The organism is Segeticoccus rhizosphaerae (assembly GCF_009192725.1).
In the GTDB taxonomy this organism is placed as follows: domain Bacteria; phylum Actinomycetota; class Actinomycetes; order Actinomycetales; family Dermatophilaceae; genus Segeticoccus; species Segeticoccus rhizosphaerae.
The window spans coordinates 1-11,599 of record NZ_VOHR01000102.1 but is presented as its reverse complement, the minus strand read 5'-3'; the positions used below and the strand labels follow the sequence as shown (position 1 = coordinate 11,599).

Annotated in this window: 10 protein-coding genes and 2 pseudogenes; 6 read left to right on the top strand and 6 right to left on the bottom strand. The window is 70.0% G+C overall.

Going from position 1 to position 11,599, the window contains the following annotated elements:
* The 6 genes and pseudogenes from FRW57_RS23170 to FRW57_RS10265 form a co-directional block, all read left to right on the top strand.
* Nucleotides 1–769: pseudogene (locus tag FRW57_RS23170) on the top strand (malto-oligosyltrehalose synthase); the annotation flags it as partial.
* Nucleotides 766–2,553: a malto-oligosyltrehalose trehalohydrolase gene (treZ, locus tag FRW57_RS10285; protein ID WP_137121740.1), complete on the top strand. Its 1,788-nt coding sequence runs from the start codon at nucleotides 766–768 to the stop codon at nucleotides 2,551–2,553. The pseudogene FRW57_RS23170 and the gene treZ, both read left to right, overlap by 4 nt.
* A 137-nt stretch (nucleotides 2,554–2,690) precedes the next feature.
* Complete coding sequence (locus tag FRW57_RS10280) at nucleotides 2,691–3,335, top strand: hypothetical protein (protein WP_137121739.1); 645 nt, start codon at nucleotides 2,691–2,693, stop codon at nucleotides 3,333–3,335.
* Between the two features lie 307 nt (nucleotides 3,336–3,642).
* A complete protein-coding gene (locus FRW57_RS10275) occupies nucleotides 3,643–3,879 on the top strand; it encodes a hypothetical protein (protein ID WP_137121738.1) in 237 nt (78 codons plus the stop codon).
* Nucleotides 3,880–4,045: 166 nt separating this feature from the next.
* Complete coding sequence (locus FRW57_RS10270; RefSeq protein ID WP_137121737.1) at nucleotides 4,046–4,666, top strand: DUF47 domain-containing protein; 621 nt, start codon at nucleotides 4,046–4,048, stop codon at nucleotides 4,664–4,666.
* Nucleotides 4,667–4,672: 6 nt separating this feature from the next.
* Nucleotides 4,673–5,662: an inorganic phosphate transporter gene (locus FRW57_RS10265; RefSeq protein ID WP_137121736.1), complete on the top strand. Its 990-nt coding sequence runs from the start codon at nucleotides 4,673–4,675 to the stop codon at nucleotides 5,660–5,662.
* A 213-nt stretch (nucleotides 5,663–5,875) separates the two neighbouring features.
* Here FRW57_RS10265 and FRW57_RS10260 read toward each other — a convergent pair whose 3' ends face one another.
* The 6 genes and pseudogenes from FRW57_RS10260 to FRW57_RS23165 form a co-directional block, all read right to left on the bottom strand.
* Nucleotides 5,876–6,952, bottom strand: a complete 1,077-nt coding sequence (locus FRW57_RS10260; protein ID WP_137121735.1) for a type IV toxin-antitoxin system AbiEi family antitoxin domain-containing protein — start codon at nucleotides 6,950–6,952, stop codon at nucleotides 5,876–5,878.
* Nucleotides 6,953–7,222: 270 nt separating this feature from the next.
* A complete protein-coding gene (gene pstB / locus FRW57_RS10255) occupies nucleotides 7,223–7,999 on the bottom strand; it encodes a phosphate ABC transporter ATP-binding protein PstB (RefSeq protein WP_137121734.1) in 777 nt (258 codons plus the stop codon).
* A gap of 62 nt (nucleotides 8,000–8,061) precedes the next feature.
* On the bottom strand, nucleotides 8,062–9,003 hold the full coding sequence (gene pstA, locus FRW57_RS10250) for a phosphate ABC transporter permease PstA (RefSeq protein ID WP_238384692.1): 942 nt from the start codon (nucleotides 9,001–9,003) through the stop codon (nucleotides 8,062–8,064).
* Nucleotides 9,000–10,010, bottom strand: a complete 1,011-nt coding sequence (pstC, locus tag FRW57_RS10245; protein ID WP_137121733.1) for a phosphate ABC transporter permease subunit PstC — start codon at nucleotides 10,008–10,010, stop codon at nucleotides 9,000–9,002. The genes pstA and pstC overlap by 4 nt, the downstream gene beginning before the upstream one ends.
* 31 nt (nucleotides 10,011–10,041) lie before the next feature.
* Nucleotides 10,042–11,163 (bottom strand): phosphate ABC transporter substrate-binding protein PstS, encoded by a 1,122-nt coding sequence (pstS, locus tag FRW57_RS10240; RefSeq protein WP_202911542.1) that lies wholly within the window; start codon nucleotides 11,161–11,163, stop codon nucleotides 10,042–10,044.
* A 208-nt stretch (nucleotides 11,164–11,371) separates the two neighbouring features.
* Nucleotides 11,372–11,599: pseudogene (locus FRW57_RS23165) on the bottom strand (phosphohistidine phosphatase); the annotation flags it as partial.

Genomic DNA, 11,599 nt, shown 5'->3' with positions numbered 1-11,599 from the left:
CGCCGGCGTCGACGGGCCCACCGGCCACCTGCTCTGGCAGACGCTCGTCGGCGCCGGGCCGCTCGAGCCCGAGCGGCTCCGCGACTACCTGCTCAAGGCGGTGCGCGAGGCCAAGGAGCACACCGCGTGGATCGACGGCGACCCCGATTACGAGCGCCGCGTCCTCACCCTGGCCGAGCGGGCCTGTGCCCCGGGACCATTGCGGGACGTCGTGGCAGAGGCCGTCCGCAGCAACGCCGACGCCATCCGGGCCACGGTGCTCGCAACCACCGTCCTGGGCCTGTGCCTGCCCGGCGTGCCGGACACCTACCAGGGATGTGAGGTCGTGGACCTGTCGCTGGTCGACCCCGACAACCGCCGTCCGGTCGACTACGCCGACCGGTCACGCCGGCTCGAGGCCCTCGAGCAGGGGATCCCGCCGGACGACCTTTCCGGCGAGAAGCTGCTGGTCACCAGCCGGACGCTGCGGCTGCGCCGCCAGCACCCCGAGTGGTTCGGCGCCGAGGCGACCTACGCGCCGCTCGCCACCCCGTCGCACCTGTTCGGGTTCCTCCGCTCCGGAGGGGTGGCCGTCCTGGTCAGCCGGCTCCCACACGCCGCCGCCTCCGGTATCGACCCGGTCGAGCCGACGATTGCTCTGCCCGAAGGACGCTGGCGCGACGAGCTCACCGGCCGAAGCCTGGCCGGCGGCCCGGTGACGCCGTCGGATGTCTTCACGGACCTGCCGGTCGCCCTCCTCGTGTCGGCAGCCGACGGCGCGGATCGATGAGCAGCTCGCGCGACGACCTCCAGTCGCTACGGCAGTTCGCGGTCTGGGCGCCGGACCGCGAGCGGGTCGAACTGCTCCTCGGCACCGATCGGCTGCCCATGTCCCGAGCCGGGGACGGCTGGTGGCGACTGGAGGCGCCGGGGGCGACCGGCACGGCATACGCGTTCAGCCTCGACGGCGGCGAACCACGGCCGGACCCGCGCGCGCGTCACCTGCCCGACGGGGTCCACGGCTGGTCGGTGGTCTTCGACCCGGGCGAGTTCGAGTGGAGCGACGGCGGCTGGCCCGGCACCGATCTCGCCAGTGCGGTGGTCTACGAGCTGCACGTCGGGACCTTCACGCCGGCAGGCACCCTCGACGCCGCCACCGAACGTCTTGACCACCTGGTGGCCCTGGGCATCGACCTGGTCGAGCTGATGCCGGTGGCGGCATTCCCGGGCCGGCACGGCTGGGGTTACGACGGCGTGGCGCTCTATGCGGTGCACGAGCCCTACGGCGGCCCTGCGGCGCTGCAACGCTTCGTGAACGCCTGCCACGCCAAGGGACTCGGCGTCTGCCTCGACGTCGTCTACAACCACCTCGGTCCGAGCGGCAACTACCTGCGCGAGTTCGGCCCCTACTTCACCGACCGCTACTCCACGCCCTGGGGCGACGCGGTCAACCTCGACGGCGCGGGGAGTGACGGGGTCAGGGAGTTCTTCCTCGACAACGCGCGCCAGTGGTTCGTCGACTTCCGTCTTGACGCGTTGCGCCTCGACGCGGTCCACGCGTTGTACGACACGCGAGCGCAAATTCTGTTGGAAGCGTTGTCCGCACAGGCAGATTCGTTGTCCGAGCAGGCCGGTCGCCCGCTCTGGCTGATTGCCGAGTCCGACCGCAACGATCCGGCCACGGTGTTGCCGAGAGCATCCCGCCCAGGCCTCCCGGGTGGCACGGGCCTGCACGCGCAGTGGGCCGACGACGTCCACCATGCACTGCACGTCCAGCTCACCGGCGAGACAGACGGCTACTACTCCGACTTCGCGGTCGACGGGGCGCTCGCCAAGGTCCTGACGACGCCGTTCTTCCACGACGGCTCCTGGTCGTCGTTTCGGAGACGTCACCACGGCGCTCCGATCGACCCGGCCGAGACGCCCGGGTGGCGCTTCGTCGCGTCCCTGCAGACCCACGACCAGGTCGGCAACCGCGCTCACGGAGAACGGATCTCGGCGATCGCCTCGTCCGGTCGGGTCGCCTGCGGCGCGGCGCTGCTGCTCACCGCGCCCTACACGCCGATGCTCTTCATGGGGGAGGAGTGGGCGGCGTCCACGCCGTGGCAGTTCTTCACCGACCACCAGGAGCCCGAGCTCGTCGAGTCGATCCGCGAGGGTCGCCGGGCGGAGTTCGCCTCCCACGGCTGGGGCGACGGGGTGCCCGACCCCCAGCACCCGGACACCCTCGCCCGGTCCCGGCTGGACTGGGACGAGCGCGCGGCTCCCGAACACGCTCGCATGCTGGCCTGGTATGCCGAGCTGGTCGCCCTGCGCCGTGCCCGCGCCGACCTGCGGGACCCCCGGCTCGACCGGGTGGGAGTGACGCACGATGTCACCGAGCAGACCGTGCTGGTGCACCGCGGCAGGCACCGGGTGCTGGTGAACCTGTCGACTGATGAGCGGGCGTTCACCCTCGGGGAGCAGGACTCTGCCCTGCAGATCCTCGCTGCCTGGAGGGACGGTGCGGTCCTGACTCCCGGCGGCGTGGTGGTGCTCGAGGCCGAGACGGCCTGCGTGCTCGGACCGGAGTGACCGAGCCGCCGGTCGGGCGTGCCGCCGGGCCGGCACGCCGTCGGGCCGCCCCTGCTCCGACGCACCCTGCTGGCGCCGGCTCGTCATACAGCTCTCGTCTCGCAGGATTGCCCCGTGGCGTGAAACAATCTGTCGCAATGCCTGCAGATCATGGAGAGCGGTCCGTCCCTCGGCGACCGGTGCTGTTCGGACCGGACGCGCTGGACGCGCAGTCGGGTGCCTCGGACCCGGCCCAGGTCAGTGAGGTTGCGCACGAGACCGCCGCGGTCCTGGTCGGCACCGGGCGCGCGGCGCACGACCCCGAGGTCACCAGCCGGCTGGTCGGGCTGGTGGAGGAGCTGGGCCTGTCGACGGTGGCCGAGCTGTGGGCCGACCGTCCGGCGCGGAGTCTGCCGGGGGCGCTGTGGCGGCTCTACTGCCTGCAGGAGTGGGTGCGGCGCGACCCGGTCGGCGCGGCGGGGGACTACAGCGCCGGCATCCGTTTCGCGGACGTCTCCCGCGTCGTGGCGGGGCTCGCCGAACCACCCGGGCCCGACGAGCTCAAGGCGCTCACCGACGCGATCCTCCGGGGAGTCTTCGACGGCGACCTCGCGATCGCGCTGGAACGCGCCGCCGCCTTCTGCCGGGTCGTGTCCGCCGGACGAGCCAACCGGGCCGACGACAGCGATGCCCACGACCCGCTGGGCGCGAGCAGCCAGACACGCCGGGCGGCGGCGATGCTCACCACGGCCGAGGACCTCGAGATCTGTGCCCGGCTGTGGCGGGCCGGCAACCTGACCTGACGGCGTGGCCCGAGAAACCTGTGGGTAGCGGGAACAGCGAGGGGCATCGGCGGGTTACAGTGCTCGTGCGCCGGGCCGCGGCAGCCCCGGGTCCCACATTATGCCGCTACGAGCGGCCACGCACCGAGAGGTGCTCCCGGCCCGGCGCAACTTCTCACAGGGCAACCCCTATACGGACGCCTCCTCGCGCAGCGAGCTCTCGCCCGGAGCGACTTCTCGCAGGGCGCACCGACCCGCAACGGACCCGGCGCAGTCCCGTGGGGCGTTTCAGCCCCGGCTCACACTTTCGCCCCGTACATTGACCTCCATGGCAGTTGACCGCAATCCACCGTCGGAAGAGACGGCTGGGCAGCACGGCGACCTCGTCGACAGGCCGCTGCAGGAGGAGATCGAACTGGTCGGCGCACTCGTCGCTGCGGTCAGCGCGCACCGGGGGACCCTCAGCGAGGAGGAGATCGACCGGCTCCTCGGCGTCCGACGCCCGGGAGAGGCGCCGTCGGGGGGCACCGAGCCCGCCCAGCAGGCGCCCACCGACCCCCTCTGAGGCGCATCAGCGAGGCGCGAGGGGGTGTGAGGAACCTGACGCTGGGGCGGGTCGCCGCCCACCGTGGGACGGGTGCCGCCGCAGGGGGAGGGCGCCCGAGTTGTGTTTCGGGGCCATCATGGCTCTAGCATCATGCAGGCCACCTTCCCGATGACCGGAGTCTCTTGTGCGCTTCAAACTCACGCCGCAGGACACGAGCTTCTACGACTTCTTCGCCACCTCGGCGTCCCACCTGGTGGATGGCGCCCGCGAGCTGACCGCGATGCTCGGCGTGCCGGTGGAGGACCGCAAGGGCTCCGCCCAGCGGATGAAGGACCTCGAGCACGCGGCGGACGAGTCCACGCATGCGATCATGCGCAAGGTCAACAGCTCGTTCATCACGCCGTTCGACCGCGAGGACATCTATGACCTCGCCTCCAACCTCGACGACTGCATGGACCACATGGAGGCCGCGGTCGACCTGATCGTGCTCTACCAGATCGGTGAGTTCCCCTCAGGCATCTCCGGGCAGGTCGAGGTGCTGGAGCGGATGGCGGAGCTCACCGCCGAGGCGATGCCCCGGCTGCGGTCGATGAAGGACCTCGCGGAGTACTGGATCGAGATCAACCGGCTGGAGAACCAGGCCGACCAGACCTATCGCCGGCTGCTGGCGGAGCTGTTCAACAACGGCACCGAGGCGATCACGATCCTCAAGCTCAAGGAAGTGATCGACGAGCTCGAGGCCGCCGCCGATGCGTTCGAGACCGTGGCCAACACGGTCGAGAGCATCGCGGTCAAGGAGTCCTGACGGACCGTGGAATGGCTCCCCGTAGCGCTCGTCATCGCCCTGGCGATGGGGTTCAACTACACCAACGGATTCCACGACGCCGCCAACGCGATCGCGACGTCGGTGTCGACCAGGGCCCTAACCCCGCGCATCGCCCTCGTCATGGCGGCGGCCTTCAACCTGCTCGGCGCGTTCCTAGGTGAGGGTGTCGCCAAGACGGTCGGGTCGGACATCATCGACCCGCCCGCCGGCCACCAGGGGCTGATCATCGTCGCGGCCTCCCTCGTGGGCGCGATCGGCTGGAACCTGCTGACCTGGTGGTACGGCCTGCCCTCGTCGTCCTCGCACGCCCTCATCGGAGGCATGGCCGGGGCGTCCCTGGCCGCGGGGACGGCGGTCATCTGGAGCGGCATCTTCTGGAAGATCATCGTGCCGATGATCGTGTCGCCCGTCGTCGGCATCATCCTGGGGTTCCTTGCGATGACCGTCATCCTGTGGCTGTTCCGCCGGGCCCAGCCGGGACGGGTGTCGCGCGGCTTCCGGATCGCGCAGACGGCGTCTGCGGCCGCGATGGCGCTGGGCCACGGCCTGCAGGACGCTGCCAAGACGATGGGCATCGTGGTGCTCGCCCTCACGGTCGGCGGCTACCACGAGGGGAGCACGATCCCGTGGTGGGTCAAGGTCTCCTCGGCCCTGGTCATCTCCGCAGGCACCTACTCCGGTGGCTGGCGGATCATGCGCACCCTGGGCCGCAAGATCATCCACCTGGACCCCCCACAGGGCTTCGCTGCCGAGTCCACGGCCGCCGCGGTCCTCTACGTGGCCGGGCTCACCTTCCACGCGCCGATCTCGACCACGCACACCATCACGTCCTCGATCATGGGCGTCGGAGCGACCAAGAGGCTCTCCGCGGTGCGCTGGGGCGTGGCCGGCAACATCGTGGCGGCCTGGGTGGTCACCTTCCCCGGAGCCGGCATCGTGGCCGCCTTCGCCTACCTGATCCTCCAGTTCTTCTGACCCACCCGCCCCAACCTGCTCACCCCCGGCCGCTTTGCTCGCTGAGGGCCGCCTTCGGGCCGCGCGGGAGCGGTCTGGGTTGAGCATGCCGAACCGTCAGTGCTCACGGTCGGCCGCTTTGCTCGCTGAGGGCCGCCTTTAGACCGCGTGGTAGCGGTCTGGGCTGAGCACGATCCGGCGCGAACCCACGCACAGCACGTCCAGCGGGTCGGCTCAACCAGCCCTGCCCACCGCCGGCATCAGCCACGGGGGCGCCGGCAGGTATTCCGCGTGTCCGACGAAGGGTCGCCGGCTCGCCCGTTCGGCGGCCCGTTTGATCCGGTCCGCGATGGTCTCCGGGCTGCGGTGCACTTCGGACGTTCCCCAGCGGACGACCTCCGGACCCAGATCGCGCAACCACTCCTCGCGGCGCTTCTCGGACTCCATCCTGCGGGCCAAGAGCCGCTGGGCGTCCTGGACCGCGGCTGGATAGGTGCGCACCACCGGCGTGTCGAGGTCGGCCATGAAGTACTTCTCGCGACCGTCGCACTCGAGCACTACGCCCCAGTCGTGGAGCCAACCGTCTACTCGTGCGACGAACCGGCCGTGTCCGTCGCGAATCGTGACCTGGGGCTCAGGCATCGGGATGCCCAACTGGTGAAGACGGGCGAAGGAATAGCTCTCCAGCCAGGTCTCTCGGCGGGGATCCAGCAGGGGAAGCGCGAGTTTGCCGCGATCGGCGTAGGGCCATCTCTCCTGACGCGTCAGTACCTCGGCCACCGCGTCGTGGGTGGTGATGCCGCGGCGGAGCGCCCCGTCCCCGAGGGCTACTGCGTCGGGCAGGCCCAGGTGCCGCAAGTTGTCGGCGACAGTGCGCGCCGGGGAGGTCACCGGGACACCCCAGGTGGTGCCGCAGCACGACACGGTGCGGTGGGTGCGGTCGCGCTCAGGCAGACTGGCGACCTGGCGAACGAACCGTTCCGACGCTCGTGTGCAGTCGTCCAGGTCGGGGCTGGTCAAGGTCACCCGGCCGGCACCCGTCAACGGCAGTGGCAGGTCGTACACGACTGCAGCGCTGAGATGACTGGCCACCTCGTCGCCGCGCCGCGCGAGCAAGGTGCCAACCAGCGCAAGACGATGCTGGTCGCGGTCGGACAGCCCGTCATACAGGTCGGAGCGGGCGTAGACACCGCGACCCAGGGTGACCCACCGTCCCGCTCGACTGCGGTGGGACACCTGATGACGGCTCATGCCGGCCGCCAGCGCCATCGAACGTGTGAAGACGGGAGGCAGCTGTGGATCCACGGGCATCTCGCCAGTCTGGCTCTCCGAGGCGGTGGCCCGCGGCTGCCATCCACAGGCCTCGGCGCCCGGCCGGGACACCGCCTGACGTGCTCGCCAAAGTCCGCTTCGCCGCGGGCCGGGAGCGGCCTCAGGTGAGCAAAGCAGCCCGACGTGAGCACGGAGGGTGCGGCGTGCTCACGAAGGGCCGCTTCCGGCCGGGTGAAAAACGGCCTCAGGTGAGCAAAGCAGTCCGACGTGAGCACGGACGGTGGGTGGGGAGCCTGGGGGCGCCGCGGGTCAGCCGAAGCGGCCGGAGATGTAGTCCTCGGTGGCCCGCTGCGTCGGGTTGCTGAAGATCTTCTGCGTGTCGTCCATCTCCACCAACCGACCGGGCCTTCCCGTCGCCGCGAGGTTGAAGAACGCCGTGCGGTCGGACACCCGGGCCGCCTGCTGCATGTTGTGCGTGACGATGACGATCGTGTAGTCGGACTTGAGCGTGCCGATCAGGTCCTCGATCGCCTGGGTCGAGATCGGGTCCAGCGCCGAGCACGGCTCGTCCATCAGCAGCACCGACGGCCGCACGGCGATGGCCCGGGCGATGCACAGCCGCTGCTGCTGCCCCCCGGAGAGGCCGGCGCCGGGCTTGTCCAGCCGGTCCTTGACCTCGTTCCACAGGTGCGCGCCGCGCAGGGACGTCTCGACCCGCTCGGCGAGCCGCTTCTTGTCGCGCAGGCCGTTCAGGCGCAGACCGGCTGCCACGTTGTCGAAGATCGACATGGTCGGGAACGGGTTGGGCCGCTGGAAGACCATGCCGACCGTGCGGCGCACCGCGACGGGGTCGACCTTCGGGGAGTAGAGGTCCTGGTCGTCGAGCATGACGTGACCCTCGACCCGGCCGCCGGGGACGACTTCGTGCATCCGGTTGAGGGTGCGCAGGAAGGTCGACTTGCCGCATCCCGACGGGCCGATGAACGCGGTCACCGATCGCGGCTCGACCGTCATGGTGACGTCCTCGACCGCCTTGAACGCCCCGTAGTAGACGTTGAGGTCCTTGACGTCGATTCGCTTGGCCATGTGATGTGTTCGCTTTCGTGCGGGGTGGTCTTCAGGTCCAGTCCGGTATGCCGTGTCAGTCGTCAGGTGCGCACCGCGCCGAAGCGCGCGATGATCCGGCCGACGACGTTGAGCAGGAGGATGAGCAGGATGAGGGTGAGCGCTGCGCCCCAGACCCGGTCGAGCGCCGGCTGGAGGGCCTCGACGCGGTCCTGGTTGATCATGGTCGGGAGGGTGGCCATGTTGCCGCTGAAAAGGTTCGTGGCGATGTTCTTGGTGTAGGGGCCGAGGATGAGCAGCGGCGCGGTCTCGCCCATGATCCGCGCGAGACCCAGCAGGACCCCGGTCACGATCCCGGAGAAGGCGGTCGGGATGACGATCCGCGCGATCGTCTTCCACTTCGGCACGCCGAGCGCGTAGGAGGCCTCGCGCAGCTCGTTCGGCACCAGCTTGAGCATCTCCTCGGTGGAGCGGACGACCACGGGAACCATCAGCAGCACCAGGGACAGCGCCACGGCGAACCCGACCCGCTGGAAGCCGAAGGTGGTGACCCACACGGCATAGATGAACAGCGCGGCGACGATGGAGGGGACGCCGGTGAGGATGTCCACCATGAAGCTCACCGCCCGGGCGAGAGCCCCGCGGCCGTACTCCACCAGGTAGATGGCGGTGAACACGCCGATCGGGACCGCCATCAAGGCGGTGGCCGCACCCTGGATCAGGGTGCCCTGGATCGCGTGGATCGCGCCGCCGCCCACGTCGCTGGAGGTGATGTTGCGCTGCGAGTGGGTGAACCAGGTGGACTCGAACAGCATGTGGCCGCCCTTGACGAGCACGCTGCCGAGGATCCAGACGAGCGGGACCAGGGCGACCAGGAAGGCAAGCCACATCACGACGCGGGCCAGCTCGTCGCGCACCCGTCGGCCCGCGGCCTTCGGGCCGAGGCCGGAGGTGAGCCGTCGCCGAGCCGACCCGTCCCGGGTCTCCTGGACTGCGGTGTCCATGCCGGTGTCCACGATGGTCATTCGGTGAACGCCTTCCTGCGGTTGATCACGACGCGGGCGATCGCGTTGACGACGAAGGTGAGGACGAACAGCACCAGCCCGGCCGCGATGTAGGCCCCGGTCTGCAGCGGCGTCGTGAACTCGGGCGCCCCGTTCGCGATCTTGGAGGCGAAGGTCTCGCCGCCGTTCAGCAGCGACCAGGACCAGGCGGTGCCGTCGGCGAGAGCCGACAGGATGATCATGACGGCCACGGTCTCGCCGAGCGCCCGTCCCAGACCGAGCATCGCGGCGCTGATGACACCGGGCTTGCCGAAGGGCAGCACCGTGGTGCGGATCATCTCCCACTTCGTGGCGCCCAGAGCGAGGGCGCCCTCGCGGTGCGTTGTCGGGGTCTGCGCGAAGATCTCACCCGACATGGCGGTCACGATCGGCAGCACCATGATGGCGAGGACCACTCCCGCGAACAGGATCGTGCTCGACCCGCTCACGGTGGTGTCCGAGAACAAGGGGGTCCACCCCAGGACGCTGTTCAGGAGGTTCTGCACAGGTTCGAAGTAGGGCCCCACGACGTAGGCACCCCAGATGCCGAACACGATGGACGGGACGGCCGCGAGCAGCTGCACCAAACCGGCGGCGGGACGTGCCAGCCAGGTCGGCGCGTACTGGGTGATGAACAGCGCCACGGAGACCCCGAGCGGCACCGCGATCACCATCGCGACGACGGAGCTGGCGACGGTGACCCACAGCATCGTGGCGATCCCGAACCGCTGGCTCTCCCCGCCCACGCTCCACTCGGTGGAGGTGAGGAAGTTGGCTCGGTTGTCGAGCAGGGCCGGGACGGCCCGGGACAGCAGGAATACTCCGACCAGGACGACGATCGCGATGACCAGCAGGCCGGCGCCGCGAGCCGCTCCGCCGAAGAGGCGGTCGCCGAGCCGTCCGGTCTTCCTCGTCCCCTGCGGGTCGGACGGGCCACCCCCGAAGGGGTCGCGCCTGGCGGTGGGTGCTGCGCCGGTCGTACCGGACATCGTGGCCTGCCTCTCGAGGTGTGTGGCCGGCTCAGGAGAGGGCGTCGACCGAGGCGGACACCTTGGTGCGGACCTCCTCGGGCAGCGGCGCGTAGCCCGCGGCCTCGAGCGACTTCTGGCCGTCCTTGGAGGAGAAGTAGGACAGGAACGACTTGGTCAGCTTGGTCTTGGCCTCGTCCTGGCCCTTGGAGCAGACGATCTCGTAGGTCACGAGCAGGATCGGGTAGGCACCCTTTTCCTTCGTCGCGTAGTCGAGCTCGAGCCGGATGTCGTGGCCCTTGCCGACGTTCTTCGCCGCGTCGACCGCCTTGCCGACCGTCCGGCTGTTCAGCTCGACCGGGCCGGCACCGTTGTCGATCTGGGCGATGTCGAGCTTGTTGTCGACCGCGTAGGACCACTCGGCGTAGGTGATGCCGCCCTCCGTCGACTTGACCGCGCTGGCGACACCCGCCGACTTGTTCTTGCCCTCACCCTTGCCGGACCAGACCTTCGAGGGGTCTGCGGTCCAGAGGTCCTTCGCGGTGGCCGACAGGTACTTGGTGAAGTTCTCCGTGGTGCCGGACTCGTCGGCGCGGAAGAATACCGAGATCCTGGTGCCGGGCAGCTTCACGCCCTGGTTGATCTTGGCGATCGCGGGGTCGTCCCACGTGGTGATCCTGCCTTGGAAGATCTGGGCCGCCACGTCGGGGGTGAGGACCAGCTTGTCGACGCCGGGGACGTTGTAGGTGATGGCGATCGGGCCCGTCACCATCGGAAGGTTCCAGGCGGGGGAGCCGCAGGTCTTGGCCGCGTCCTCGGTCTCGACGACTCCCTCCTCGGGCTGGTCGGACAGCACCGAGTCGGAGCCGGCGAAGTCGACCTGTCCGGCGATGAACTGCTTGATGCCGGCACCGGATCCCGTCGGGTTGTAGCTCAGGGTCGCCTCCGCGCAGGCGGACTGGTAGTTCTTGATCGCGAGCTCGATGGCGTTCTTCTGGGCCGACGACCCCTCGGCCTGGACCTCACCGGCGGCGCAGTCGATGTTGGCCGTCGAGCCGCCGCCTCCCGCGGTCCCGCTGGCCGACGTCGTGTTGTTGTCCGAGCCGCAGGCAGTCAGAGCGAGCGCACCCACGAGGGCGACGGCCGACATCCGGCCGAAACGCTGGATCTTCACGGTGTTCGTACCTCTCGATCTTCGGGGCAGACCAGTTGGCCTGTCGAGAGGGACGCTAGGCAGGCCCGGTGACGCGATCCCCTCTCGCAGGTGAACGCCGCGTGAATGACGCGAGAGCAGTCGTCGCCGGGCGGCTGGCCGCCGGGGGATGATCCGGTGAACGAGGCCGCCAGGGTCTGGCGTCAGTGGAGCCGGTGGTGATAGGGGGTCACGCGGCCCCGTGACGCTCCACGGCGACCACCTGAGAGGCCTCGCCGGTGCCGCGCAGGTGCGCGACCAGGACCTCCCCCTTGCCCATGCCGTGCTCCGCGGCACCGGTGAGCGCGTCCCGCGTGACGTCGTCCCCGGCCGAGGCGGCGAGCGCCGACAGCAGGTCTGGCAGCACGGGGCGGTGGCTGCACAGCGCCGCCGGCTCGCCCCGCCCGATCGTCTTGGC

Excerpts from the sequence above, each read along its gene's own strand:
- pstB (WP_137121734.1), bottom strand. The coding sequence starts at position 7,999 with ATGGCCAAGCGAATCGACGTCAAGGACCTCAACGTCTACTACGGGGCG.
- pstA (WP_238384692.1), bottom strand. The coding sequence starts at position 9,003 with ATGACCATCGTGGACACCGGCATGGACACCGCAGTCCAGGAGACCCGG.
- FRW57_RS10275 (WP_137121738.1), top strand. The coding sequence starts at position 3,643 with ATGGCAGTTGACCGCAATCCACCGTCGGAAGAGACGGCTGGGCAGCAC.
- FRW57_RS10260 (WP_137121735.1), bottom strand. The coding sequence starts at position 6,952 with ATGCCCGTGGATCCACAGCTGCCTCCCGTCTTCACACGTTCGATGGCG.
- FRW57_RS10280 (WP_137121739.1), top strand. The coding sequence starts at position 2,691 with ATGCCTGCAGATCATGGAGAGCGGTCCGTCCCTCGGCGACCGGTGCTG.
- pstC (WP_137121733.1), bottom strand. The coding sequence starts at position 10,010 with ATGTCCGGTACGACCGGCGCAGCACCCACCGCCAGGCGCGACCCCTTC.
- treZ (WP_137121740.1), top strand. The coding sequence starts at position 766 with ATGAGCAGCTCGCGCGACGACCTCCAGTCGCTACGGCAGTTCGCGGTC.